Source organism: Paraherbaspirillum soli (assembly GCF_042654985.1).
Classification (GTDB): Bacteria; Pseudomonadota; Gammaproteobacteria; order Burkholderiales; family Burkholderiaceae_D; genus Paraherbaspirillum; species Paraherbaspirillum soli.
In genome coordinates, this window is record NZ_JBHSMT010000001.1 from 25,673 (window position 1) to 51,689 (window position 26,017).

The 26,017-nt window shown below is 57.8% G+C and carries 24 protein-coding genes; 12 read left to right on the plus strand and 12 right to left on the minus strand.

Annotated elements, in window-relative coordinates:
- Nucleotides 1–7 precede the first annotated feature (7 nt).
- The 11 genes from ACFPM8_RS00130 to ACFPM8_RS00180 all read left to right on the plus strand — a co-directional run bounded on the left by ACFPM8_RS00130 (nucleotide 8) and on the right by ACFPM8_RS00180 (nucleotide 10,965).
- On the plus strand, nucleotides 8–505 hold the full coding sequence (locus ACFPM8_RS00130) for a GspH/FimT family pseudopilin (RefSeq protein ID WP_378993807.1): 498 nt from the start codon (nucleotides 8–10) through the stop codon (nucleotides 503–505).
- Nucleotides 506–925: a type II secretion system minor pseudopilin GspI gene (gspI, locus tag ACFPM8_RS00135; protein WP_378993708.1), complete on the plus strand. Its 420-nt coding sequence runs from the start codon at nucleotides 506–508 to the stop codon at nucleotides 923–925.
- Nucleotides 915–1,607 carry a PulJ/GspJ family protein gene (locus ACFPM8_RS00140; protein ID WP_378993710.1) on the plus strand — a complete coding sequence of 231 codons (693 nt, stop codon included), beginning with the start codon at nucleotides 915–917 and terminating at the stop codon, nucleotides 1,605–1,607. The genes gspI and ACFPM8_RS00140 overlap by 11 nt, the downstream gene beginning before the upstream one ends.
- Nucleotides 1,604–2,548, plus strand: a complete 945-nt coding sequence (gene gspK / locus ACFPM8_RS00145) for a type II secretion system minor pseudopilin GspK (protein WP_378993712.1) — start codon at nucleotides 1,604–1,606, stop codon at nucleotides 2,546–2,548. The genes ACFPM8_RS00140 and gspK overlap by 4 nt, the downstream gene beginning before the upstream one ends.
- 18 nt (nucleotides 2,549–2,566) lie before the next feature.
- The gene (gene gspL / locus ACFPM8_RS00150) at nucleotides 2,567–3,877 is read left to right on the plus strand and encodes a type II secretion system protein GspL (protein WP_378993714.1); all 1,311 of its coding nucleotides are present in this window, start codon (nucleotides 2,567–2,569) and stop codon (nucleotides 3,875–3,877) included.
- Complete coding sequence (gspM, locus tag ACFPM8_RS00155; protein WP_378993716.1) at nucleotides 3,877–4,401, plus strand: type II secretion system protein GspM; 525 nt, start codon at nucleotides 3,877–3,879, stop codon at nucleotides 4,399–4,401. The genes gspL and gspM overlap by 1 nt, the downstream gene beginning before the upstream one ends.
- 69 nt (nucleotides 4,402–4,470) lie before the next feature.
- Nucleotides 4,471–5,256, plus strand: coding sequence for a type II secretion system protein N (locus ACFPM8_RS00160; RefSeq protein WP_378993718.1), 786 nt, complete (start codon nucleotides 4,471–4,473; stop codon nucleotides 5,254–5,256).
- Nucleotides 5,253–7,544 carry a type II secretion system secretin GspD gene (gene gspD, locus ACFPM8_RS00165; protein WP_378993720.1) on the plus strand — a complete coding sequence of 764 codons (2,292 nt, stop codon included), beginning with the start codon at nucleotides 5,253–5,255 and terminating at the stop codon, nucleotides 7,542–7,544. The genes ACFPM8_RS00160 and gspD overlap by 4 nt, the downstream gene beginning before the upstream one ends.
- 11 nt (nucleotides 7,545–7,555) lie before the next feature.
- Nucleotides 7,556–8,992 carry a type II secretion system ATPase GspE gene (gspE, locus tag ACFPM8_RS00170; RefSeq protein ID WP_378993722.1) on the plus strand — a complete coding sequence of 479 codons (1,437 nt, stop codon included), beginning with the start codon at nucleotides 7,556–7,558 and terminating at the stop codon, nucleotides 8,990–8,992.
- Between the two features lie 12 nt (nucleotides 8,993–9,004).
- Complete coding sequence (gspF, locus tag ACFPM8_RS00175; RefSeq protein WP_378993724.1) at nucleotides 9,005–10,225, plus strand: type II secretion system inner membrane protein GspF; 1,221 nt, start codon at nucleotides 9,005–9,007, stop codon at nucleotides 10,223–10,225.
- 185 nt (nucleotides 10,226–10,410) lie between these two features.
- A complete protein-coding gene (locus ACFPM8_RS00180) occupies nucleotides 10,411–10,965 on the plus strand; it encodes a type II secretion system protein N (protein WP_378993726.1) in 555 nt (184 codons plus the stop codon).
- A 27-nt stretch (nucleotides 10,966–10,992) separates the two neighbouring features.
- Here the strand turns inward: ACFPM8_RS00180 and hslU are convergent, their stop codons facing one another.
- The 9 genes from hslU to ACFPM8_RS00225 all read right to left on the minus strand — a co-directional run bounded on the left by hslU (nucleotide 10,993) and on the right by ACFPM8_RS00225 (nucleotide 21,075).
- The gene (gene hslU, locus ACFPM8_RS00185; RefSeq protein WP_378993727.1) at nucleotides 10,993–12,342 is read right to left on the minus strand and encodes an ATP-dependent protease ATPase subunit HslU; all 1,350 of its coding nucleotides are present in this window, start codon (nucleotides 12,340–12,342) and stop codon (nucleotides 10,993–10,995) included.
- A 72-nt stretch (nucleotides 12,343–12,414) separates the two neighbouring features.
- Complete coding sequence (hslV, locus tag ACFPM8_RS00190; protein WP_378993728.1) at nucleotides 12,415–12,951, minus strand: ATP-dependent protease subunit HslV; 537 nt, start codon at nucleotides 12,949–12,951, stop codon at nucleotides 12,415–12,417.
- Nucleotides 12,952–13,161: 210 nt separating this feature from the next.
- Nucleotides 13,162–14,547, minus strand: a complete 1,386-nt coding sequence (locus ACFPM8_RS00195) for an STAS domain-containing protein (protein ID WP_378993729.1) — start codon at nucleotides 14,545–14,547, stop codon at nucleotides 13,162–13,164.
- Between the two features lie 603 nt (nucleotides 14,548–15,150).
- Nucleotides 15,151–16,041 (minus strand): RNA polymerase-binding protein DksA, encoded by an 891-nt coding sequence (gene dksA, locus ACFPM8_RS00200; protein WP_378993809.1) that lies wholly within the window; start codon nucleotides 16,039–16,041, stop codon nucleotides 15,151–15,153.
- A 123-nt stretch (nucleotides 16,042–16,164) separates the two neighbouring features.
- Nucleotides 16,165–17,241 carry a CobW family GTP-binding protein gene (locus ACFPM8_RS00205; RefSeq protein ID WP_378993731.1) on the minus strand — a complete coding sequence of 359 codons (1,077 nt, stop codon included), beginning with the start codon at nucleotides 17,239–17,241 and terminating at the stop codon, nucleotides 16,165–16,167.
- A 51-nt stretch (nucleotides 17,242–17,292) separates the two neighbouring features.
- Entirely contained in the window at nucleotides 17,293–17,883 is a 591-nt protein-coding gene (locus tag ACFPM8_RS00210; protein WP_378993733.1) for a Fur family transcriptional regulator, read from the minus strand.
- Nucleotides 17,884–18,087: 204 nt separating this feature from the next.
- Entirely contained in the window at nucleotides 18,088–19,062 is a 975-nt protein-coding gene (gene xerC / locus ACFPM8_RS00215) for a tyrosine recombinase XerC (RefSeq protein ID WP_378993735.1), read from the minus strand.
- 25 nt (nucleotides 19,063–19,087) lie between these two features.
- The gene (locus ACFPM8_RS00220; protein WP_378993811.1) at nucleotides 19,088–19,765 is read right to left on the minus strand and encodes a DUF484 family protein; all 678 of its coding nucleotides are present in this window, start codon (nucleotides 19,763–19,765) and stop codon (nucleotides 19,088–19,090) included.
- A 197-nt stretch (nucleotides 19,766–19,962) separates the two neighbouring features.
- Nucleotides 19,963–21,075, minus strand: coding sequence for a porin (locus ACFPM8_RS00225; protein ID WP_378993737.1), 1,113 nt, complete (start codon nucleotides 21,073–21,075; stop codon nucleotides 19,963–19,965).
- A gap of 576 nt (nucleotides 21,076–21,651) precedes the next feature.
- Between ACFPM8_RS00225 and ACFPM8_RS00230 the strand changes: the two genes are divergently transcribed.
- The gene (locus ACFPM8_RS00230) at nucleotides 21,652–23,259 is read left to right on the plus strand and encodes an SEL1-like repeat protein (protein ID WP_378993739.1); all 1,608 of its coding nucleotides are present in this window, start codon (nucleotides 21,652–21,654) and stop codon (nucleotides 23,257–23,259) included.
- A gap of 6 nt (nucleotides 23,260–23,265) precedes the next feature.
- On the opposite strand, the gene dapF is transcribed toward ACFPM8_RS00230, so the two are convergent.
- Genes dapF through ACFPM8_RS00245 form a run of 3 tightly spaced genes read right to left on the minus strand, consistent with a single transcriptional unit; the run spans nucleotide 23,266 to nucleotide 25,883 of the window.
- Entirely contained in the window at nucleotides 23,266–24,126 is an 861-nt protein-coding gene (gene dapF, locus ACFPM8_RS00235) for a diaminopimelate epimerase (RefSeq protein ID WP_378993741.1), read from the minus strand.
- A gap of 18 nt (nucleotides 24,127–24,144) precedes the next feature.
- Nucleotides 24,145–25,017 carry an LpxL/LpxP family acyltransferase gene (locus tag ACFPM8_RS00240; RefSeq protein WP_378993743.1) on the minus strand — a complete coding sequence of 291 codons (873 nt, stop codon included), beginning with the start codon at nucleotides 25,015–25,017 and terminating at the stop codon, nucleotides 24,145–24,147.
- On the minus strand, nucleotides 25,014–25,883 hold the full coding sequence (locus ACFPM8_RS00245; RefSeq protein ID WP_378993745.1) for a lysophospholipid acyltransferase family protein: 870 nt from the start codon (nucleotides 25,881–25,883) through the stop codon (nucleotides 25,014–25,016). Before ACFPM8_RS00245 ends, ACFPM8_RS00240 begins: the two co-directional genes overlap by 4 nt.
- Nucleotides 25,884–26,017: the final 134 nt, after the last annotated feature.

Genomic DNA, 26,017 nt, shown 5'->3' on the forward strand with positions numbered 1-26,017 from the left:
GTCCGCGATGGCGGCGCAGCGCAATCTGCGGCAGGCGAATGCGCGCGCGCACGGCTTCACGCTGCTGGAATTGCTGGTGGTGGTGGTGATTGCCGGCATCACGCTGGGCGTGGTGTCCTTGAGCGCTTTCCGCAGCGACCATCAGGTGCTGCAAAACGACGCCCAACGGATTGCGCTGTTGCTGCAATTGACGCGCGACGAAGCGATCCTGCGCAATCGGCCGACCGCTTTCGAAGCCGATGCCAATAATTATCGTTTCCTGGTGCGCGAAGAAAACGGCTGGCAACCGCTGGCGCAGGACGACATGCTGCGCGAGCGTGAATTCAAACGCACGCCGATGCACTTGTCGATCAGCCCGGCGCCTATCGATGGCGGACAGTTGAATGTGCTGCGCATCACTTTTGGCCGCGAACCGGTCGACAAGCCTTTCGCGCTGACCCTGGCTGCAGGCGATACCAGCGTGGTGATCCGGGCTGACGGCATCGGTCACTTTTCGGTGGAATAGATGCTTATCCCGTCCACTTCCTTGCCTCGGTCCGGGGCCAACCTCAATGTCAACGTCAGCGCTGCCGGTTTCACCTTGCTGGAAGTGCTGGTGGCATTGGTGATTGTCGGTACCGCGCTCGGCGCCAGCCTGCGCGCTATCGGCAGCCTGACGCAAAACAGCAATGGCTTGCGGGCGGCGATGATGGCTACCTGGTCGGCTGAAAACCGCTTGACTCAAATTCGCTTGGCGCACGAATGGCCCGCGGTCGGCGTTCGCTCGTCCAATTGTGTGCAAGGCGAGTTGCAGCTGGTGTGCGAAGAGCGCGTGTTAGGCACGCCGAATCCGCATTTCCGCCGGGTCGAAGTCTCGGTGTTCGACGCCAGCAATCCGCAGCGGCGCATCGTCAATCTGGCTCAGGTGGTGCCGAATGCGCCCTAGAGCAATCCTGGTTTCCAGCGCCCGTCAACCCAAGCCGGCCGCCGCCCGCGGCTTTACCCTGGTCGAGCTGATCATTGCTATCACTATCCTGGCGCTGGTCGCGGTGCTCGGCTGGCGCGGTCTGGACAGCATTGTGCGGGCCCGCGTCGCGCTGACTTCCGAACTGGAACAAACGCGCGGCATGCAACTGACGTTTGCGCAGTTGCAAAGCGATTGCGCGCAAATTGCGCCGGACACGCTGATCCCCAAACACGTATCCCTGCTGGCAACCCAGGACCGGTTGCTGATGGTGCGCCAGGTATTTGCCGAACAACAGCCTACCCGGGTGCAAGTGGTCAGCTACCGCTTGCGCGATGGCGTCTTGACCCGCCGCGAATCGGCGGCGACGCGCGATTTGCGGACGCTCGATGGGATGTGGCAGGCGGCTCTGAACGACGCCGATAATGACCCTGCGAATACGCCGGCGGTCGTGCTGCAATCGGATATTGCCAGGATGCGGATGCGCTTGTGGGCAAAAGATCAGCCGGGTTGGCGTCCGACCGGCGTCGATGCCGCAGGCGCGGCCGATGCCGATGGCGGTGCCGGCGATACCTCAACCGTATGGACCGGTCTGGAACTGTCCCTGCAGCCGCGCGGACGCGACGGCAGCATGGTGAAAGCATTTTTGCTGGGGGCGGCATGAGAACGCCGGCCCCGATCCGATCCAGGCAGCGTGGCGTCGCGGTGGTCACCGCACTGCTGCTGACCACCCTGGCGGTGACGATCGTGGCCAGTTTGTTCTGGCAACAGCAGGTGCAAGTGCGCTCGATCGAGAATCAGCGGCTGCAATTGCAAAAGGAATGGATCTTGCGTGGCGCTCTGGATTGGGCCAGCTTGATCCTGCGCACCCACAATCAACAATCGAATATCGATCATTTGAGGGAGGCGTGGGCAGCGCCGCTGGCGGAAACCCGGCTCGATCAATATATGGAGGAGGGACAGGCCTCCAACGATGCCGGCGACGCCATTCTGTCTGGTAATATTGTCGACGCGCAATCACGCTACAACTTGAGCAACCTGAGTACCCAGGGTGTGCAAAATCCGCTTGAAGTGGCCGCTTTCAAGCGCCTGCTGATCAACTTGCGTTTGCCGCCGACCTTGGCTAAAACCGTGGCCGATGCCGTGGCTGCCGCGCAACCGTCGAAGACTGGCCCGGGTAACGGCCAATTGACGATGTTGCAGGCCGAGGATTTGCTGGCGCTGCCAGGCGTGACGCCGGCCATGGTGCGCCAATTGAAGGACTTTGTGGTGGTGCTGCCGGTTGCGACCCCTGTCAATGTGAATACTGCGCCGGCGGAAGTGCTGGCGGCGCGTTTCGAGTCGCTGACCATGGCCGAGGCGGCGACGCTGGTCGGCAGTCGCTGGACGGCGCCTTTTCAGGATTCGGCGAACTTGGCGGCGCGCATGACGCAGCTGTTTAACAAGTCATTCCCGGAGGCAAGCGATCAGAACAAGGTGTCGCTTTCCACCAAATATTTTTTAGTTAACGGCAAGATCCGCATGGGCCGCGCAGCACTCGATTCCGTGTCCTTGATCAATCGTGATGAGCGTCGTACCACAGTCATTTGGATTAGAGAGCAATAGAAAAATGGGCGAGACGTTTTGACTACATTATTTATCCGACTGCCTTCCCGGGCCACGCTTGATAGCGCGGCCGCAGTGACGATGCCGGCATGCCTGTTCGCGCTGGTGGGCGAGCAAGGCAAGATCGAACGCCAGGGCTGCGAACCGCTGTCGAGCCTGGCCGCACTGATTGCCGGAGCCGGACGGGTGGTGCTGATCCTGGCCGCCGCCGATGTGAGCTTGCTGCGGCTGCCGGTGCCGCCATTGTCGGCCGCCAAACTGAAAGCGGCCTTGCCCAACCTGGTGGAAGAGCAACTGCTCTCCGATCCGCTCGATTGCGTGATCGTCGCCGGTCGGCGCGTAAGCGGCTCTGCTGCCAAAAACGAGGCCACCGATAATTTACGCCTGATCGCAGTGGTGCAGCGCGATTGGCTGGAGCTGCTGGTCAAGACGCTATTGACGCTGGGAGCGCGCAATTTGCAGGCCTTGCCGGCGCAGTTGTGCCTGCCCTGGCGCGACGACGTGGCCGTGGCCGCGGTCAGCGATCACGAGGGCGATATCAATGTCGCCGTTCGCCTGTCCGGCTATCTGGGGATAGGCTGGTCGGTATATGGCGCTTCGGCCGAGGCCACCGCACAGGAAATCGTCGACGGCCTCGCTGCCATCGTGCCGCAGCAAGCGATCACGCTGTACGTGCCTGCGGCCAGCCAGACCTACTATCAGGAACTGGACCCCGCGCAGCTGAGCGCCGCACAGCTGACAATAATGGCCGACGACTGGTCGCAGTGGGTGAGCGGGGCGCAGGAAGCGAGCCGTACCCTTGGTATCGATTTGATGAGCGGACTGACCGCCAGCGCGGCCGGCACCGAGTTCAGCTGGCGCCGCTGGCGCTGGCCGCTAGCGCTGGCTGCGGCCTTGTTGTGCGTGAACGTCTTTAGCCTGAATTACGACTGGTGGCGCTTGCGTCATGAGAGCAATGCCCTGCGCGCGGACATGCAAAAAACCTATCGCGCCGCGTATCCGAAGGAGACCGTCGTGGTCGATCCGATCGCCCAGATGAAGCAAAAAATCGCGCTTGCCGAACGCGAGAACGGCCAGGTCGCGGCAGACGATTTTATTGCGCTGGCCGCCCATTTTGGCGAGGCGCTGGCGACGCTGCCGCAGGTACAGACGTCTGAGAAAGGGATCATCGCGGGGTTGGAATACCGCGACCACCATTTGCTGGTGCGTCTGAAAAATGCAGCCGATGCGAATACCTTCAGCGCCCAGATCAAACCCGCCTTGGAAGCCAGTGGCTTAACCCTGACCCAGCCCACCGCCGGCGTATGGCAAATCGGGAGTCGCAAGTGATGCCAGCATTTAACGGACTACTTCAAGCCAGGGACAAAGCCCTGGCGCCATTGACGGCCATGTGGGCCCAGCGCAACCAGCGTGAACGCACGCTGTTGGGCGCGGGCGCGGGATTTGTTCTGCTGGCTCTGATCTACCTGCTATTGATCGATCCGGCGCTGAGCGGCCGTTTGCGTTTGCAAAAAAGCTTGCCGGGTTTGCGTCAGCAAGCGGTTGAGTTGCAAGCCTTGCAAGCCAAGGCCGCGACTTTGACCGAGCCGCAGGAGCGGCCGGTACCGGTGTTCAGCAAAGAGACGATAGAAACCGCGTTAAAGGGCAAGGGCCTGAATCCGAAAAGCGTGCTGTTGAGCGGCGATATCGCCAAGGTTGAACTGGCCGGCGTCGCGTTCGCCGGCTTGCTCGACTGGCTGGACGATGCGCAGAAGAGCGCGCACTGGCAACTGGTGGATGCCAATATCAGCGCGCAGGATCAAGCCGGTGTGGTGAATGCAAGTTTGACCTTGTCGCAGCAAAAGCATGAGTAGCACCTGGTTTTCCGATCGCGCGCTGAATGTCCGTCATGCCCTCATCCAAACCCAGGCGGCAAGCGTTTGATGCGGACGTTAGCAATCTGGGCCGCGTGGAGTGGTGCAGCGGTCCTGAGCGCGCTGATCACGGTATTGGCTTTTCTTCCTGCGGCATGGTTGGTGCCGCTGCTGGAAAGCAAAACCGCCGGCCGCATCACGCTGGGCGACGCCCAAGGTTCGATATGGCAAGGTTCTGCCTTTATCGGCGCGGCACCGAGCGGCAAGGATGCCGTGATGGCGCTGCTGCCGGGACGCTTTGCCTGGCGCATATCGCCGCTGGTGTTGGTTGGACGGGTGGCGGCGACCCTGGAAAATCCAAGCGTGCTGTCGCAGCCGGTCAGTATTAGCGGCAGCTGGAGCGCCTGGAGCATCACTCCCGCGAGTCTGCGCTTGCCGGCGGAACGGTTGGCTGGTTTGGGCGCGCCGTTGAATACGCTGAAACCCTCGGGGCAGATGCTGCTGACCTGGCAACAGTTGCAATTGGCGCGTCAAGCCGATGGCGTCGATCTGCGCGGCGGCATGACCTTGGATATGACGGCCATGGCATCGCGCTTGTCGCCGGTCAATCCGCTGGGCAGTTATCGGATGCGCCTGGATTGGCAGGGACGGCGGGCGACACTGACGCTGGAGACATTAAGCGGAGCCATGCTGCTGAACGGCAGCGGCAATTTGCAGAATGGGCATTTACAGTTTTCGGGGACCGCGCAAGCGGCAGAAGGACAGGAAGAAAAGTTGGCAACCTTACTGAGCTTGCTGGGCCAACGTCGTCAGATTAACGGCAAAAATGTGATCGGATTAGAGTTTAAATCATGAAAAATAAATTGCACCTCGCACCATTCCCAGCATTGGACGCACGCACTTGGCGGACCACCGGCGCCGTCGCACTCTGTTTGCTGGCTGCCGGCGCACCGGTGATGCCGGCCGCTGCGTCGATAGTGACCCTGGCGACAGCACAAGCAGGTTCAGGTTCGGCCCCGGAGCTGGCCAACGGTCAGGCGATAATGAATTTTGTCGGCGCCGATATCGAATCGGTGATCAAGGCGGTCGGCCAGTACACCAACACCACGTTCATCATTGATCCGCGCGTCAAGGGCACGATCACCCTGGTGTCGGAAAAGGCGTTGAGCAAAACCCAGGCCTTCGATTTGCTGGCCTCGACCTTGCGCCTGCAAGGTTATGCGGTGGTGCGCAGCGAGGGCTTCGTCAAGGTTGTGCCTGAAGCCGACGCCAAATTGCAGTTGGGGCCGACCAAGGCATCCAGCGCACGGGGCGATCAAATTGCGACGCAAATCTTTTCGCTGAATTATGAGTCGGCAACCAACATCCTGCCGGTGCTGCGGCCGCTGATTTCGCCTAACAATACGATCAATGCCAACCCCGGCAACAATACGCTGGTCATCACCGATTACGCCGAAAACCTGCAACGCCTCGGAAAAATGATCGCGGCGCTCGACGTGCCGGCCATCAGCGATCTGGACGTGATACCGATCCGGCATGCGGTGGCTAGCGATATCGCCGTGATGGCTAGCAAATTGCTGGACCCCAGTGGCGCCCCGCAGGGTGCCGGCGATAGCGCGCGCATCGTTATCCTGGCCGACTCCAGAACCAATTCCGTGATTGTCCGCGCGCCTTCCGCCGGCCGCGCCAATCTCGCCAAGTCGCTGATTGCCAAGCTCGATCAGCCGACCGCCCAGGTTGGCAACGTGCATGTGGTTTACCTGAAAAATGCGGATGCCGGCAAACTGGCGAAGACCTTGCGTTCGATCGTGTCGTTCGATACCTCATCGCCGACCCCTAGCTCCTCGCCTAGCAGCTCTGCTTCCGGCAGCAGCTCGGGCGGCATGCTGCAAAGCTCGGCCGCCAGCACGTCCGGTACAAGTACGCCATCATCATTGGCGTCGTCGTCGAGCTCGACCTATTCAGGCGGCTCGTCGTCGTCCTCGGGCGGCGGCGCGGCCGGCTTCATCCAGGCCGACGAAACCACCAATACGTTGATCATCACCGCCAGCGAGCCGGTCTACCGCAACATACGCGGGGTCATCGACCAGCTCGATACCCGGCGCGCGCAGGTCTATGTCGAAGCGCTGATCGTCGAGGTGACGGACAAGGCGGCGAGCGAGATCGGGGTGCAGTGGCTGGCCTTGAGCGGCGACAAAAACAGCAACTACCGGGTAGGTGGCGGCACCGGTTTTGCCGGCACGGATTCCGGCATCAAAGGCGGTAATCTGTTCGGTGCGGCGGCTGGTTTGGCCGCTACCACGCCAAGCGTGCCCACGTTTAACAACGGTCTTCAAATCGGCGTATTTCGCCAGATCGCAGGCAAAATCGGCCTGGGCGCGTTGGCCAGTGCGTTGAACAGCACCAGCGGCGGCAACGTGCTGTCGATGCCTAATCTGCTGACATTGGACAATGAGGAAGCCAAAATCGTCGTCGGTCAGAACGTGCCGTTTGTCACTGGTTCGTATGCGAACACAGGCGGCACGGGGCAGCCTAACCCGTTTACCACCATCGACCGCAAGGATGTCGGCATTGCGTTGAAGGTAAAGCCGCATGTTTCGGAGGGCGGTACCGTGCGTCTGGAGATTTCGCAGGAAGTATCGAGTATCGACAACAGTGTCGCCACCAGCAGTAACGGGCCGACCACCAACAAGCGTTCGCTGGATACCAATGTGGTGGTGGACGACGGCGAGCTGATCGTATTGGGCGGACTGATCGGCGATACCAAGAACAACGGCATCCAGAAAGTGCCGCTGCTGGGCGATATCCCGATTATTGGCAATTTCTTCAAATATCAGGCCGGTTCCCGCACCAAGACCAATCTGATGATATTCCTGCGTCCGACCGTGATTCGCAGCAAGGAGCAGAGTGGGATCGTCGTCGCCGACCGCTACGATTACATGCGCAAGGCGCAAATCAGCGTCGAGCCGGACAAGAGCATCCTGACCGACTTCGGCTCGGCGGTGACGCGCAGTCTGGAAGATGGCGGTCCGTTCATGGATCTGCGCTCGAAACAGCCAGGTGCGCCAGGCGTGTCAGTGCCGGAACAAGTGCCGCCGGCGTCCGTGCCTGCGCCAGGGTTCCAAAACGATAAACCGCAATGAGTGAGCTCAGAATGACAGACGCACGCTTGCTGCCGTATGCATTTGCCCGCGATTTTTCATTGCTGGCGCAACATGCCGAAGGTGCGGATGGTACGGCCGGCACGATCGAATTGTGGGTTTCCGAAGTCACGCAGCCGAGCGCGATTGCGGAAGTCAGCCGCCGCTTCGGCCGCGTCAAATTGCGCGCGATGGCGCGCGATGAGCTGGATGCCGCGATTGCCCAGGCCTACGCCGGCGCCGGCGGCGATGCGGCGCAAGTGGTGGATGAATTCGAATCCGACCTGGATCTCGCCAAGCTGATGCAAGACATGCCGGCGATCGAGGACTTGCTGGAATCGTCCGACGACGCGCCGGTGATCCGGATGATCAATGTGCTGCTGACGCAGGCATTGCGCGAGGGTGCTTCGGATATTCATATCGAACCGTTCGAGCAGATTTCGGTGGTGCGCTTCCGGATCGACGGCAGCTTGCGCGACGTGGTGCGTCCGAAGAAAGCCGTTCATGCCTCATTGATTTCCCGCATCAAGATCATGGCGCAACTGGACATCGCCGAAAAACGCTTGCCGCAGGACGGCCGGATTACCTTGCGGGTCGGCGGCAAACCGGTCGACGTCCGGGTTTCGACCTTGCCGACCGGGCATGGCGAACGCGCCGTGCTGCGGCTGCTGGACAAGGAAGCCGGCCGCCTCGACCTGCAGCATCTGGGGATGAGTGACGCGGTGCTGCCGCAGTTCGACTGTCTGATCGCGCAGCCGCACGGCATCGTGCTGGTCACCGGGCCGACCGGTTCCGGCAAGACCACCACCTTGTACGCCGCGCTGTCGCGGCTCAATACCAGCACCACCAATATCCTGACGGTCGAAGATCCGATCGAGTACGAACTATCCGGGGTCGGCCAGACCCAGGTCAACGCGCGCATCGACATGACTTTCGCCAAGGCGCTGCGGGCGATTTTGCGGCAGGATCCGGACGTCATCATGATCGGTGAAATCCGCGACCTGGAAACAGCCCAGATCGCGGTCCAGGCTTCGTTGACCGGTCACCTGGTCTTGGCCACCTTGCACACCAACGACTCGGCGGCGGCGGTCACGCGTTTGCTGGATATGGGGATCGAGCCGTTCTTGTTGTCGTCATCCTTGCTGGGGGTGGCGGCGCAACGGCTGGTCCGAAAATTATGTACCCACTGCCGACGTCACGACGGCGAAACCTGGCATGCGGTCGGTTGCGAACAATGCGGTCACACCGGCTATCACGGGCGGGTCGGTGTGTATGAGTTGTTGCTGGCCACCGATGAAATCCAGTCGCTGATCCACAACCGCGCCTCGGAAGCCGAGATCCAGCAGGTGGCGCAACGCAACGGCATGCAAACCATGCGCCAGGACGGCGAGCGCTGGCTGGCGGATGGCGTCACCACGCAGGCCGAGTTGCTGCGCGTGACCAAAGAATAAGCGAGGAGCAGCGTGCCAGCATATCGTTACGAAGCGGTGAACGCCGCAGGCAGCACCACCAAAGGCGTGGTCAACGCCGACAGCGCCAAAATGGCGCGCGCCGATCTGCGCGCCCAGGGTTTGCTGCCGATTACGGTAGAGGCGATTACGCACCAGATGGATGCCGCCGGCAATCCGAAGCGGCGCGGTTTCGGCGAGCATCTGTCGACGGTCGAGATCGCGTTGTTTACACGCCAGCTGGCCAGCTTGCTGGAAGCCAGCCTGCCGTTGGAGCAAGCATTGACGGCCTTGCTGGAGCAGGCCGAACGCACCTACCAGCGCGACTTGATCGCCTCGATCCGGTCGGACGTGATGGGCGGTGCATCGCTGTCGACCGCGCTGGCCGGCCATCCGCGCGATTTTGCCGAAATCTATCGGGCGCTGGTGGCTTCCGGCGAACAAATCGGCCAACTGTCGCGGGTCTTGTCGCGGCTGGCGGATTACATCGAGCGCCGCAATACCCTGGTGCAGAAGGTCAAGCTGGCGTTCACTTATCCGGCCATCGTCACGGTGGTGGCGTTCGTCATCGTGATCTTTTTGCTGACCTATGTGGTGCCGCAGATTGTTTCTGTATTTGCTAACACCAAGCAGAAATTGCCGATGCTGACGGTGATGATGCTGGCGATCTCGGACTTCGTGCGCCACTACGGCTGGATGGTGCTGCTGGCGGTGATCGCCTTGTTCTATGCCTGGCGCACCGCCTTGAAGAATCCTGCCACCAAAATGCGCTGGCACACCTGGTTGTTGAATGCGCCCTTGTACGGCAAATTCGAACGCAGCCTGAATACCGCCCGTTTCGCCAGCACGCTGGCAATCACTACCGGCTCCGGCGTGCCGATTCTGAAGGCTTTGCAAACCAGCCGCGACACGCTGTCCAATGTCGCCATGCGCTTGCAGGTTGATACTGCCGCCGCCAGCGTCCGCGAGGGTATCGGCTTGGCGCGGGCCTTGGCGGCGCACAAGCATTTTCCGCCGATGCTGATCCATATGATCCGTGCCGGTGAAGTGACCGGCGAATTGCCGGCCATGCTGGAACGTGCCGCCAGCGCCCAGGAGCAGGACCTGGAGCGGCGCGCGATGACCATTGCCGGCTTGCTGGAACCGGCATTGATCCTGGCGATGGGGGTGGTGGTATTGCTGATTGTGCTGGCGGTGCTGATGCCGATTATTGAAATCAACCAGTTGGTGCGTTAGTCGGAGATTCAATAGAGGACAAAGTAATTCGGCATGCTGCGGCGACCATTAAACTTTGTCCGCAATAGTTTTTCATTGCAATTTAAACGTCGTATCTGATTAGTTGGGGACAGAGTAATTCGCCACGCTACGGTGGCTCTTAAACTCTGTCCCGCAAATATAAAAATGCATATAAAGAGGATCGCATGATCAGTAAAAAACTCGGCAAACACACCAAGCGTTTGCCTGGTCTCGCCAGTTTGATTTTATTCATGCTGTTATGCGCTTGCAGCGCCTACTGGTTTCTCCAGTTGGTCAAGCCGCCAGTGCGTGCGGTTGCGCCGCCGCCGCAGGAAGAGGCGCCGCAACTCGATTTATCCGCTGCTGGCGGCTTGTTCGGCGGCCGCGGGGCGGCAGCGGTTGCCAGCAATTATCAGTTGTTGGGCGTGGTGGCGGCGAAAGATGCGGCGGACAGCGTTGCCATCTTGAGCGCGGATGGCAAGCCGGCGCAGTCGGTCAGGGCCGGCGCCGAAGTGCAGCCGGGCACCAGCATCAAGGAAGTGCATAAGACCTATGTCTTGTTGTCGGAAGGCGGCATCCTCAAGCGCGTCGTGCTGCCTGAGGATGCGCGTCCCAAGTCCGGGGCATCATCGCCGGTAGCGCCTCCGGGTCAGTTTCCCGGTCCGCAGGCGCGGCCGCCGGCCAATCCCCCTGACCCTGGTGCTTTGCCGCCGCCCGGGGGCGGCGCGCAGGATCAATAGTCAAGACTACAGGGCGCCTCGAAAAACCTACAGCACGTAACGCGACAAATCCTCGTTGACCACCAGCGCTCCCAGTCGCTGGTCGACGTAGGCGGCGTCGATCCGGAAGGTCTTGTCGGTGGCATTGGCCGCCTCGAACGAAATTTCTTCCAGCAGCTTTTCCATCACCGTATAAAGACGGCGGGCGCCGATGTTTTCGGTTTTCTCGTTGACGGCAAAGGCGATCTCGGCCAGGCGTTGAATCCCTTCTTTGGCAAATTCCAGTTTGACGCCCTCGGTTTCCAGCAGCGCTTCGTATTGCTTGGTCAGGCAAGCGTCGGTGCCGGTCATGATTCTTTCGAAATCGCTGATCGACAGTGAGTCGAGCTCGACCCGGATCGGCAGCCGGCCTTGCAGTTCCGGGATCAGGTCGGACGGTTTGGCCAGGTGGAATGCGCCGGAGGCAATGAACAGGATGTGGTCGGTCTTGATCATGCCGTATTTGGTATTGACAGTGGTGCCTTCAACCAATGGCAGCAGGTCGCGCTGCACGCCGGCGCGCGAGACATCCGCACCGCCGTTCTGCGAGGAGCGGTTGGCGATCTTGTCGATTTCGTCGAGAAACACGATGCCGTTCTGCTCGACGTTATGGATCGCTTTTTGTTTCAGCTCATCTTCGTTGACCAGCTTGGCCGCTTCTTCTTCGATCAGGATTTTCATCGCTTCCTTGATCTTGATCTTGCGGGTTTTCTTGCGGTTGCTGCCGATTCCGGAAAACATGGATTTGATCTGCTCGGTCATTTCTTCCATGCCGGGCGGCGCCATGATTTCCATTTGGCTTGCCGCTTCCGCCAGTTCGATTTCGATCTCGCGATCGTCCAGGCTGCCTTCGCGCAAGCGCTTGCGGAAGGTCTGGCGGGTGTTGCTGCCCTTGTCGGCGCTGTCATTGTCGGGGCTGGTTTCCGGATGGAAGCCGAAATCGCGCGCCGGCGGCACCAGGATGTCGATCACGCGGTCTTCGGCCGCATCTTCGGCGCGCGTGCGCACCTTGCGCATTTCCGCTTCGCGGGTTTGTTTGACGCCGATATCGATCAAGTCGCGGATGATGGTGTCGACATCGCGGCCGACATAACCGACCTCGGTGAACTTGGTCGCTTCGATCTTGATAAAGGGAGCGTCGGCCAGCTTGGCCAGGCGTCGTGCAATCTCGGTTTTGCCGACGCCGGTAGGGCCGATCATCAGAATGTTCTTGGGTGTGATTTCATGGCGCAGCGGCTCGGCCACCTGTTGCCGGCGCCAGCGATTGCGCAGCGCAATCGCCACTGCACGTTTGGCCCGATCCTGGCCGACTACGTGCTTATCCAGTTCAGAGACAATTTCTTGGGGAGTCATGTTCATGATTTTTCCGCGTTTGATGTGTGAGTCCGGTTGGCTCGGGAAATGATGCGAGCGATGACGGCAATGCCCGTTTTAATCGAGCGTTTCGATGATGTGCGACTGGTTGGTGTAGATGCACAGCTCGCCGGCAATCACCAGCGACTTTTTGACGATGTCGGCCGGCGCCAGATCGGTATTTTCCTGCAGCGCCTTGGCGGCCGATTGGGCGAAGGTACCGCCCGAGCCGATCGCGCCGATGCCGTCGGTCGGTTCCAGCACATCGCCGTTGCCAGTGATTACCAGCGTGGTTTCGCGGTCGGCGGTCAGGAGCATGGCTTCCAGGCGTCGCAGCATGCGATCGGTACGCCAGTCCTTCGCCAGCTCGACCGAAGCGCGCATCAGATTGCCTTGATGCTTTTCCAGTTTTGCTTCAAACAGATCGAGCAAGGTGAAGGCGTCGGCGGTGCCGCCGGCAAAGCCGACCAGTACCTTGCCCTGATACAGCTTGCGTACTTTGCGCGCAGTGCCTTTCATCACGACATTGCCGAGCGTTACTTGGCCATCGCCGCCCAATGCGACGCTGTTGCCGCGCCGTACCGAGAGGATGGTGGTGCCATGAAATTGTTCCATTTTGTTTGCCTCAGAAAAAGTGGACCGATCATGCAGATGCCGGGCAGGGCTGCATGTGATTCACTATCGAGCAACGAACTCGATATTGTTCCGAAAAAATGGGGACGGCGAGCTTGATTGCAAGCGTTGAATTGCACGGAATATGCGTCGCATATTCCGTAGCGGGGGTGATTAAGGATGCGTTTTTGCGAAAAGACTAATTTGCGGAATTCAATTTTTGCGCGGGATGACGCGGACCACGTCCTGTATCCCCATCACCCTGAACAAGGCGGTAACAAGGTGGTTGACGTCGTGGAACTCGATCGCGTTGCCATTGCCGGCAATCTGCGTGAGGCCGTTAAGGAGCTCTCCTGCGGCGCTGAAATCGACCCGGACCAGGCGCGAACAATCAATGATCGCCGGGCTGTAGGTGTTCGCATGGAACTGGATTCTGGTCAGCAGATCCTCGGTGCGGCCCTCGATCAGCGCCGGCATAGGCAGGCTATTGCTGTCGGGGATACTGGTGGCTTGGGCGATATCCTCGGCCGCCGTCGTGATTTTTGTTTTTGGTGCGATGAACGGCGGCGGGGAAACTTCAAAAGTGATCGAGTAATCAATGCTCGCGTCTTCGTAGGCGTGTTCGAGATTCAGCAGATGCAGGATTTCGAGCAACAACAGCCAAGGTGCGGCAGTTTCATCGCGGCGCCCGACTTGCAGGATTTCGCGGATTCTATCGGCCAGTTCGGTCGCGCCAACCAGAATCAGGTCGAGTCCGGGTTTTTGCAGCTTTTTCAACATTCGCAGCAACAGGCCGCAGCCGATCGGATCGACCGAGGTGACGCGCGTAAATTCAAGGCGCAGCACGGAATTGCTGGCGCTTAATTTTTGTGCGCGTTCCAGTTGTTTGCTGATGTTGGCGTCCAGCTTGCCGGAAAAAGCAATTGCTGGCGTCGTGGTCACCGGTTCCTGGCTCTTCGACGTTGGATTGAGGGTCAAGGTCTCGGCCCAGGTAGGCGGAGAGGTTTCGAACTTGTTGGCGAAATCGACCGACAGATTGTCGAATTCTTGCTGCTTCCCGGTGATTTGGTACAAATCCAGCAGCATCCACCATACGACGTGCGTCGACGAACCGAGATTGTCTTCCGCAATTGCATTTTGTAGAAACTGCTCGGCGATGCCGGCCTGATCGCTGGCAAACAGTACCGCAGCTTCTTCAATCACTTCCGGCGTGTCGGACACAGATACTTCGATACTGCCGCTTTTGGACTCGTTGTCCAGAAAATCAGTCGCTCTGCTCATCACAGGCAAGGCAAGCGGTATGGTGTTCTGGCCTTGCATCGTATTCGGGGGGGCGGGATTCAGGTCGCTGGCGCTTTTGGATGAAGCTGGGATATGAACAAACTCGGACGACATTTCTGACTCGATCGCATCAATCTTCAGCGCGGTCGCAGTCCGCGACACAGCATCGCCGCGCAGCGTGGTTGAATTAGTCAGTCGCTCAGGGCTTTCGCCATATTGAATGGGAATCTGATTGTCTGCTGTGGCTGGTGAAGTATCTTCCTTCTGCGGATGACCGCTTGGACGATTATTTTTGCCGAAGAGCGAGAAAATCCCCACGTGTTGATCCTGAAAGTAAGTTGCTACGAATCTATACGAATCGCTGTGAATTGTTTTAAATCGGGTTTTTGGCTGCGCCCAGTCATTGTAAGGTCTGCTTGTACGACCGGATACTGGAATCGCCAAATTTAAGAATTCGCTGTCGTTATATTTTTGGCAGCGCTCCTTGTCTTGACCGTGAATCTTTGATGCTGTTTTTAGGCGCCGATCGCTCAAAAACGCACGATCAATAGATAGCGCTAAAGGTACCACAAAGCAGCCCGGGAAGCATGCCCCAATGCACTAAGTTGTGACGTAAATGTGATCAGTGTTTCCACATGGCTAAGATATTTGTGCGGATGCCAAGTGGTCGTGGCAGGAATGGCAAGCGGCTGATGGGCGGCAGCGAGACTGCATCGTAACGATAAGCAGGTGCATAAAATCCGTGCCGCACCAAGACTTGGTTGATGTTTGGAGAAAATGCGCGATGTCTTTGACGCGGCGAATCTGAAAAATACACGGTTGCCATCTATGACAAGATCGCCACTGATCCATATGCGGGCACATCCGTGCACATTGCCGCAAGCGCCTTGCTGCCAAGCCGGACTTGGTCCGGCTTGAGGATCAATCTCCGTAAAGCTTTTGCTTCAATTCGCGCCGTTGTTGCGCTTCCAGCGACAGGGTCGCGGTTGGACGTGCCAACAAACGCGGGATGCCAATCGGTTCGCCGGTTTCTTCGCACCAACCGTATTCGCCGGCATCAATGGTCGCAATCGACTGTTGCACTTTCTTCAGCAATTTGCGCTCGCGGTCGCGAGTACGCAATTCCAGGGCGTGTTCTTCCTCGATCGTGGCACGGTCTGCCGGATCTGGCACCAGCACGGTTTCACGTAAATGCTCGGTGGTTTCTCCGGCATTCTTGAGCAGCTCTTTTTCCAGCTGCTGCAAACGCGCTTTAAAGAAAGCCAGTTGTGCCTCATTCATGTAGTCTTTTTCGCTCATCTTGAGGATTTGCGCTTCAGTCAGCAGAATGGTTTCAGAGGTTGGTTTGGTTGTTTTAGTAGCCACTTCGCTTGCTTTCGATACGACGTTTTTTTCAAATTTATCCGTTAATCCGGCGCTTGCTGGCTTGTTGCTTGTTCTGTCGCCATTGCTTGCACCGGACTTGGCCGTTGGGGAATTCAGTTTCTTTGTAACAGGATTGCTGGTTTTAACTGTTGCATCGCGGGTTACCTTGTCTGCGGCAAGACCGGGTTTTGTTGCAGATGGGGCAATCGTCGTTTTCTTGGCTAGGGATTTTACAACAGGTTTGGAACTGGGTTTGCCAACTTTGGATATTGCCTGCGATGTCGGGGTGGCAGTCTGGTCCTTGCTCCTCAAAGCCTTTGCACTGAGTTTTTGTGTTGCTTCAGTTCCTTTTGCGGGCTTGGCTGCTGTAGCTTTTTGTCGGGAGGGGGTGGCAGTCTTGTCGCGGGCACGCGTTTTTAGGTCGGCAGTTAATTTGCCTGCCGACACTGACACCTTCCTGGTGACGGTCTTTTTAACGGTCAGGTTCATGGTCCTCTCCCTTAAATCAGCATCTCACCTACTTAATGTGTACTACCACCTAGTAATTCCCTAGCGCAAAACTGCCATAGTTTATACCAAACATTGCTCCAGTCCGCGAATAAAAATCTCTTTGGGCAGATTCTTGCCGATGAATACCATTTTGCTGCTGCGCAGCTCATCCGCGCTCCATTTACTGCCGACATCGCTTCCCATTATTTGATGCACGCCTTGAAATACTACCTTGCGGTCGGCACCATCCATCAACAATACGCCTTTGTAGCGCAACATGCGCGGGCCGTATACCTGCACTATGCCGCCGAGAAATTCATCCAATCTGCCAGTGTCAAACGGCCGTTCGCTTTTGAACACAAACGCGGCGATCTCATCGTCGTGATGCGCATGATGGTGGTTGTGCGCTGGGTGCGCGTGTTTGGCGTGCTCATGGGATGCGTGATTGCAGTGGTCGTCGCAAGCACCGTCAGCGTGACTGTGTGCGTGCTGTTCTTCATCGGCAGCAAGAAAATCCGGGTCGATTTCCAGTTTGGCATTCAGGTTGAAGCCGCGGATATCGAGTATCTCGGCAATCGGCGTGTGCGAGGGATCGAGCGTGATGATAGCCGCCCGCGGGTTGATGCGTTTCAGGCGGGCATTGAGTGCTGCGATTTCCTCTGCACTGACCAGGTCGGTTTTGGACAGGAGTAACTTATCGGCGAATCCGACCTGCCGTTGGGCCTCTTCCTGCTGGTCGAGTTGTTGCATCGCATGCTTGGCATCAACTACGGTGATGATCGCGTCCAGCATGTAGTGCATTGCGACCTCATCGTCGACAAAAAATGTCTGCGCCACGGGGCCTGGATTGGCCATGCCGGTAGTTTCAATAATGACGCGATCAAACTGTAGTTCGCCGGCATCGCGGCGGCGCGCCAGCGTACTCAATGCCGCGATCAAATCGCCGCGCACGGTACAGCAGATGCAGCCATTATTCATTTCAACAATTTGCTCCGTGCTGTCTTGCACGAGGATTTCATTGTCGATATTTTCCTGGCCGAATTCGTTTTCAATGACAGCGATTTTATGGCCATGCTGTTGCTGCAGGATACGATTCAGCAACGTAGTCTTACCGGCGCCGAGAAAGCCGGTCAGGATGGTGGTCGGAATAAGTGCCATGGTTATATTCGGGGATGAAAAAATTGGGGTAGAGGGGAGTAACTAACGCGGCTAATGAACGCAATCGGCGCACCAGCCTTTGATCGTCAATTCGATGTCGTGACCCTGGAAGCCTTGGCCCAGGGTGTCCTGTAAAGCTTGTTGCAGTTGTTGGCGCAGCGCTACAGCAGAGGCGCCGCCGCTGGCTTTGGTTGGTGTCAGTACGTTATCCAGGAAGCCTGCATCGCCGCTGCCATCCAGGCAAAATACTTTGGCACAACGGGTGCATTTGAAATGGCCGTGCTGGTGTTGGGGATGATGCGCGCGGGTGGCTGACTCCGTGTGTTCGGCGCCTGCACTATAGCGAAATACGCGATCGTCGCCGGCGATCTTATGAGCCAGGCCGGCATCGGTCAGGCAATCCAGCGCCCGATACAGGGTTACCCGATCCATCTCGACAAACAGATCCTGCATGTCTTGATGCGAGAAAGCGCAACGTGCGTCGAGCAAAGCGGCTAACACCTTGACGCGCGCAGGGGTGGTGCGCACCGACATCTCGCGTAGTTGTGTTTCTGCCAATGTCGTTGGGTGTCGGCTAGTCGTTGCCTCAGCCGCAGTCGGAAGGGGGGCGCTACCAGATTTGGATTTTGAGCCTGGGTTCATGCTTGCAGTGCTGATCGGTAAGAATTAGATTATGCATCAAATTGCAATTCAGTTGCATATTCGATGGCGGCCGGACTCATCGGATATACGCATAAACAGGCATGCTTGTTGCGGATTTAACGCGCTGCTGATGCTTCCGCAGCGTTGGCAGGGATAAGGAATGCCGTCCCAATCACTTCGAAATACGAACAATCTGAAAAGGCATTATTTGCCGGGAATTTTCTTTGCGCGCGGATGGGCTGCATCGTACACCTGCGCCAAGCGCTGAAAATCAAGCGATGTGTAGACCTGGGTTGCGGCAATCGACGCATGGCCTAGCATCTCTTGCACCGCGCGCAAATCGCCTGAGCCTTGCAGTAGATGTGATGCAAATGAGTGGCGCAATACATGAGGATGCACATCGCTAGGGATGCCGAGCGCGCGTGCATGGTTTTTCAAACGCAATTGAATGACGCGCGGCGACATGCGGGTGCCGCGCTCGGTCAGGAATAGCGCGCATGCATCATCGCCAGTGCTGCTTTTGAGCAGGGTTGCGCGGAGCGCCAGCCAAGCCTCTATTGCTTGCATCGCGGGCTGTCCGACCGGTACGGTACGTCTCTTATTACCCTTGCCCGTCACCATCACTTCGCCAGCCTCAAAGTCGATCCAGCCAGCCGATTCAAAGCCAGCCTGTCGCGTGTAACGTTCATCCAATCCCGCCAGTTCCGAAACGCGCAGCCCGCTGGAATATAACAACTCGAACATTGCCTGATTGCATAGGGCGATAGTGGATCCGCTATCGGCGCCTGGGCTGGCGTTGGAGACCAGGCGTATCGCATCGTCGGCAGCTAACGCCTTGGGCAGCGGCTTGGCGCGCTTCGGCGCTTTTACGCCTGCCACCGGATTGCTGGGCAGGGTGGTTTGTTCCGACAGCCACTCGAAGAAGCTGCGCCAGGCCGACAGCTTGCGTGCAATCGAGCGGGCATTCAAGCCGCGCGCATGTAACTGGGCGGCAAATTTCCGGATATGGAAGTGAGTGACGGCGGCGAAGCGCCAATTGTCGCCCAGCGTTTGTGTCAGCGTTGCCAGTTCGGCTAGGTCGCGTCCATAGTTGCTGATCGTATGCGGCGACAATTGGCGCTGGCTGGTCAAGCTGTCCAGATAGCCTTTGAGATAAGCCTGGTTGCTGTCGCCGCTCATGGTGGCTGGGTGGTAATCGATCAGATTAAAATTCGAGCAGGCAGGTTAGTGCGGCACTTGCCGTCTCGCCAATCTGGCTCAGGAAATCGGTCGCCATGTCGGCGCTAAATCGCAGCGGATCGGGCGAGCCTAAAACCAACAGGCCGAATGTCTCTGACGCCGGTGTAGATGTAACGCGCAACGGCAACATCGCAAGCGATCGAATATCACCAGCCTGTTCAAGCCAGGATGCCGCCTCGAAGTCATTATTGGTACCGCAAAACGGCACGCTCAAGCCATTGGCGAAAATCTTGGCATCGTCCGAAGCCGGTGCCGAGAACCATGTATGCGAATAGGTTTCAGCGACGCCCCAGATGCGCAAAGTGGCATGGGGTACAGCGAAAATTGTACGTAGTCCATCCACCAGCGTATGCGGCAAATCAACGTCATTTCGCGCCAGCAGTAAACTGCGAGTCCAGGTCTGTAGTTTGTGGGTGGTCGCATCGTTTTCTTGAGCATTCCGCATCAGATCGGCCAGTCGCAGGTCTAGCAGCTTGACCTTCTCCCGCAGCACTTCCATTTGTCGTTCTTGTAGCGAAACGGCGCGACCAAGCAAAGGGCTGGTCAATTTGATTTGCGCCAGAAGCTCGGCGTGTTCTTCGAAAAAATGCGGCGCGTCGATCAGGTATTGCGCGACGCTGTCGGGATCCAGATGAGTGCTCATGGGGTGCAAGAAATGTCTGTGATGAGAAAGGATAATGGGCGAGAGTATCACCGCTATCGTGGCGAATGACAACCTTGAGCGGAGTCAAAATTCTGCGCTAAATAAAAAATGGCGCACATGGTTTCCCATGTGCGCCATTTTCATCCCTAATCAAGTAATCGAGCCCGTTATGCAACCACGGGATCGACTAGCTTAAATTAGAACTTGTGACGGATACCAACGCTAACCGAAGTTTGGTTGCTGCCGCCGTTGCTGTCTTGAGCAGCGGTGTCCCAGATACCAGTAGGAGCACCGTTCTTGCCCTTGCCGTACGACACGAAGCTATACAGGTCGGTACGCTTGGACATGAAGTAGTCTGCGCCCAAGTTAACTTGGGTCATCTTTGGCTTGGTCGAAGTGCCTTCGATTGTGTAACGAACATGTTCAACTGCAGCCAGCAAATGCAACGGAGCTGTCACAGCGTAGTCGGTACCGATTTCAAACACGTCTTGCTTGAACAGGCTAGGCACCTTTACGCGCGACCAGTTACCGTACAGGCGTGCTGGACCAGCTTGGAAGCTACCACCCATGCTGAATGTTTTGCTGATGGTCGAACCATCAGTAAAGCCTGCAGCAGCGAGTTGAGCTGGTGTAAACAAGCCAGCGATGGAGCCGGTCAGAGTGTCGCTAGGTGTTGCGCCCAATTTTGCTTGGAAGTAACCAGCGTACAGACCCAGTCCGCCGTTCTTGTACATACCGCCCAGGCCGAACGATTGGCCGCCGGAAGTCTTGCCAGCTTGTTCGCCGAAACCGTAGATCGCGCTACCAGTAAAGCCAGCTACGTCTGGGGAGTTATAGCGAACCGAATTTTGAACGCGATTGCCTTCCAGGCGATCAAAATTGTGTACGGAGTTGCCAACGATCGAACCGAAGTCCTTAACCGCAGTCATGTCGCCCGCGTCGTCCAGGAAGTCAGTTTGACGACCCAGCAATACAGTACCGAAGCCGCCCGACAGGCCAACTACCGACTTACGATTGAACAGGGTGCCAGACACGCCTTCTGCGCCTGTGTCGTTCTTGAAGCCGTTTTCCAGTTGGAACACTGCCTTCAGGCCATTGCCCAGATCTTCAGTGCCCTTGAAACCCAGGCGTGAACCTTGGATAACGCCCGAGTTCATGCTGAACTTGCTGCCTGTGCCAGTTGCTGTTGGCAGGTGGTTCGAGTAAGTGATGCCAGTATCAACGATACCGTAGATGGTTACGGAGCTTTGAGCTTGTGCTGCACCTGCGATTGCGCCGAGTACGGCCAGTGCGATTAGTGATTTCTTCATTTGACGTCCTTTATTTAGAAAACTGTCTTAAGGATCCGTACATCTTGCCGGATGGATGAACATTAAGGGGTCTCGCTGTCTATGCTGGCAGTTTGGTTTGCTGTAGGGCTATAAATTGGTCGAAATTGTGGGAGATTGTTAATTGTGTTGTATTTTTGTGACAGGTTGCGAGCGTGCCGGTGGCGCTCTGGTTCCGTTGGCCTTGTTCGCGTTTTGCCTGCATCGGAACTTGCGGCGCATGACGAGGGAGAAATTTGATTTGTGCCGCTTCTTCTAGATGTGAGTCGACTTAAACAACGCTGATCGCGCTAGATTGTTCCTGCCTTTTACGTACGGATTGTTCTAAATAGCGCGCAGATCGGCAACTTTTGACCGCACATGGCTGGCGATGAGATTGCGCCGGCAATCTAGCCATTGCTTGCTCCAATGCGGCAAATTTAATGAAAATTGGATCCGAACGTTATCTTTTACTTATAAATGGGTGTTGTATTAAAGAAGCGATTTTTGTAAAAGTCATCGCAAAATAAAATTTTTCCTGTTTATCGGGGATAATTTGCGTTTTGGAAATCGGTGCTTATGGCTAAACGTGAAGACCTGGCGATTATTCGTGCCGCTCGTGCAGGGCAGGCCGGGGCGCAACTTGCGTTAGGCAAACGCTATCTGTTTGGCGGCAATGGGCTGCCGCAGAGTCTGCCAACTGCATTGCATTGGCTGGTGCGTGCTGCGCAACAGCAAGAGCCCGACGCCTGGATGCTGATAGGCAGTCATATTCCGCTTGAGGTTGCGCGTGCTGCGAATATGCCGCTCGACTTATGTCTTTGGTATGAGCGCGCTTTCGATGCCGGCGTGCTGCAGGCCGGTCTGGTGTTGGCGCAGCTGGTGCTGACGCCAGGTGATAGCGGCAGCGATCAGAATGCGCTGACAGGTCTTCGCAGCAAGGCCATGAAAGCGCTTGAGGCAACTGCGCAGGCGGGTATTGCAGAGGCGCAATGGCTGTTGGCGCAACATGTCGATAATGCAGCGAGCGTGGCGCCAAGTCCGGCACCGCTGGCAAGTGATCAGATCGCGATCAAGCCTGCCGCCAAGGTCGAGGATGCCACGCTGGAGTGGACCGAGCGCGCCGCCGATGCCGGCGTCATGCAAGCGCAGCAATCACTGGCCCAGATGGCGTGGGATAAGGCTGATTGGCCGGTTTTTCTTGAGCGGGCGTTACCGTTGGCGCGTTCGGTGCTGCAGCAATACGGCGGCTTGTTGGCGCAATTGAACGGCCCGTCGGACGCCTTGGCGCGACAGCTGGGCGAAGAAAGCTTGTCGTTGCTGAGGCGGGCTGCACAGACTTTGCTGAGCAGCGCGGATTTTGATGCATATGAAGTGCAGCAATTTCTTGAGTTGGCCGCGTATGGCGATGACAAGACCGCGCAATTGGCGCTCGGCTTGTGGTACGCCCGTATGGATAGCCATGGCCAGCGGATGTCGGTCGGTACTGGCTCCGCCAATTATAAAAAAGCCATTCGCTGGCTGACGCTGGCGGGAGAGGCGGGGCTGGCGGATGCCTGGTATGCGCTATCGCGGATTTATTTGAAATCGGAGTTTTCCCAACGCAACCTGCTCGATATGCAGCGTCATCTGGAGCATGCGGCCGAGATGGGGCACTGTGAGGCGCAACTGGAGTGCGGTCTCAGCGCCTGGCGCAATCGCCGCGAACAACTCACTAACGATGTGCGCGCGGTCTACTGGCTGCAAAAAGCCGCGGCGCAGGGCAGTGCCGAAGCCGCAAGTTTGTTGGCGAAAATTGCCGACAGCGCACAGCCGATGGCATGGGCGCAGACGGCCAAGCAGCAATTGACGCGCGAACTGGTCAAAGCCCATCCGTTTCTGGCTGCGCGGGTCGAGCTGGCACTATTGTTTGGACTAAGCCGGCCTGAAGCTTTGCTGCTGGATCTGAACCGGGCCGACAGCGGTCATTGCCTGGTAGTGGATATTCGTGCCCAGTACGCACGCAGCAAGCGTCGGCTGATTTTGATTCAGACCGGCGAAGAGCGTCAGGCGCTGAGCAGGATTGCGCGCCTGTTCGAGGATGTCGATTGCGGGCCCAATGGGCCGGAGGGCAATTATCGGCAGCGGCTGTATCGTTTCAAGACCGCCGTGCCGTCAGTGGATGCGATTGAGCAGGATGCCGATTAAGGTGCTTCAGCTTGCGGCGATCTCGATCTCGCCCTCAAACACCGATACTGCCGGTCCGGTCAGCATCACCGGCTGGCCCGAGCCAGCCCACGCAATCGACAGTTCGCCGCCGTGAGTCCGGACCTTGACCGGCGACTCCAGCAAGCCGCGCCGAATGCCCGCCACTACCGCCGCACAGGCGCCCGTGCCGCAAGCTAAAGTTTCGCCGGCGCCGCGTTCGAAGACGCGCAATTTAATTTGATGGCGATCAACAATTTGCATGAAGCCGGCATTCACTCGTTTCGGGAAGCGCGGGTGATTTTCAATTAGCGGACCGTCGATCAATACCGGTGCGGCCTCGCTGTCATCCACCACTTGCACAGCATGTGGATTGCCCATCGAGATCACAGAGATCCAGGCCGATTTGCCGTTGATTTCCAGTGGCCACAGCGCATCGTCGCCCATCACTGCGCTGCTCAGGCCGGCGGCATCAAACGGCACCGCGGCCGGAGCCAGAATCGGCGCGCCCATATCGACGGTAATGCGGCCATCGGCTTCCAGCATCGGTTCGATGATGCCGGACATGGTTTCGACCTTGATGGCACGCTTGCTGGTCAAGCCTTTGTCGGTGACGAACTTGACGAAGGCGCGCGCGCCATTGCCGCACTGCTCGACCTCGCCGCCATCGGCGTTGTAAATGCGATAGCGGAAATCAACGCCGTCCGCTTGTGGTTTTTCCACCACCAGCATTTGATCGGCGCCAATCCCGAACCTGCGGTCGGCCAGTTGTTGCCACTGCGCAGGCGTGAAGTCGATGTGTTGATGAATCGCATCAATGACGATGAAGTCATTGCCGGCACCGTGCATTTTTGTGAATTTGAGTTTCATGGCGTGATTATAGCGGCGCTATTGATAAACATCCGCTTGTCCGGACGGGCGCGTCTTGAAGCGTTTGTGCGCCCAGAAATACTCGGCGGGCGCTTCCAGCACGCGCTCTTCGATAAACGCATTCATGCGGCGCGTGGCCTCGACGATGTCGTCGCCAGGATAATTTTCCCAGGCCGGGTAAAAGCTCACTTTCCAGCCTTTGTAGCCGGGCAGGAAGGTGGCGATCATCGGTACCACCTTGGCCTTGGTCGCGGCGGCAATGCGCGCGGTGGCGGTAAGCGTCGCGGCGGAAATGCCAAAAAAGGGGACAAATTCGGCATCTTTGGTGCCGAAGTCCATGTCCGGCAACATGATAAAAGGGAAGCCCTCGCGCATCGCCCGGATGATTGGTTTGACCCCTTGCTCTCGCGAGAACAGCTTGACCGGGCGGAAGCGCGAGCGGCCCTTCAACAATGCGGCATCTACTAGCGCATCTTGTTGGCGCGTATAAATTGTGCAAATCGACAAGGATGAATTCAGCACCAGCGCAATGCCGGGGATTTCAAGGCAAACAAAGTGCGGGCACAGCAAAATCGTCGGACCCGCGTGCAACGTGTCGAGCGGCAGGGCGGCATCGATTTTGATCAAGCGCTTGAGCCGGGCTTCGGACGCCCACCACAGCACGCTGCGCTCCAGCACGCTGCGCGAGTAAGCCTGAAAATGGCGGCGCGCCAGCGCTACTCGCTGTTGCTGCGGCATGTCCGGAAAACACAGGCGCAGATTGGTCAGCGTGATATGCCGACGCGGCTTCATGATGATGAACAGCAGCGATCCCAAGGCTTCGCCGACCGGTCCCAAGATCCACAACGGTAAGAAATGCGCCAGCCACAACAAGCCAATCAGCGCTCTCATGCATCCACCTGCGAGGCGGCTGCGGTAGCGGATGGCGGAGCGCTGACTCCAGGCGGCGTCTTGTAACGGTTGTAACTCCAGATATATTGTGCCGGGCAACGGGCGATCAGCTTTTCCATCGCCAGGTTGATCGCTTGCGCCTGCTGCTCCGGAGTGTCGCCTAGCGCTTCTTCGAAAGGCACAAAACGAATCACATAGCCGCGTCCGAATGGCAGCCGTTCGGCATAAGACAAAATGATAGGCGCGCCGCTCATTTGGTGCAGCTTGGCCGACAATGTCATGGTGTAAGCTGGGCGCCCAAAGAAATTGGCCCACACGCCTTCGCCATTCTGCGGTACCTGATCCGGCAACAAGCCAATCGCCTGGCCTTTTTTGAGTGCCTTCAGCAAGGTGCGCACGCCTGCCAGATTGGCCGGCGCCAGCAACAAGTTATGGCGTCCGCGCGCGCCCTCAATCAACGGTTTTAAAGCATCTTTGCGCGGCGGTCGATAAAGCGCGGTGAGAGCGGTTTTGGTCGCAATCGCCTGCGCGATGATTTCAAAGCAGCCAAGATGCGGGGTCAGGAAAATCACCCCGGTTTTGGTATCCAGCGCGGCTTGCGCCAATTCCCAGTTTTCGATGGTGGCGGTACGCAGCACTCGTTGCGGCGGCGCGCACCAGACAAACGGCAACTCAAACATGCTTTTGCCGGATTCGCGGATGGCCTTTGACAAGTGCGCCTGATAACCCGCGCGGGTGAGGTTATCCTTCAATTTTTTGCGATACGAAGAAGAGGCCAGATACACTAGCCAGCCGACCGCTGCTCCTATTGCATGCAGGAAAAATAAAGGTAATTTGGAAAGTAAACGAAAGAGCGAGACAAGCATTAGAGAAGCCCAGAAGGAGCACAATGGGGGGATTCTGCCGATTTTTTACAAGAGGCGTAAAATAGCACATTAGTCCAGAAACAAAGTGGCGTTGAGGCACTATTTTTGGCAGCAGATCACGTATTTATCAGCAA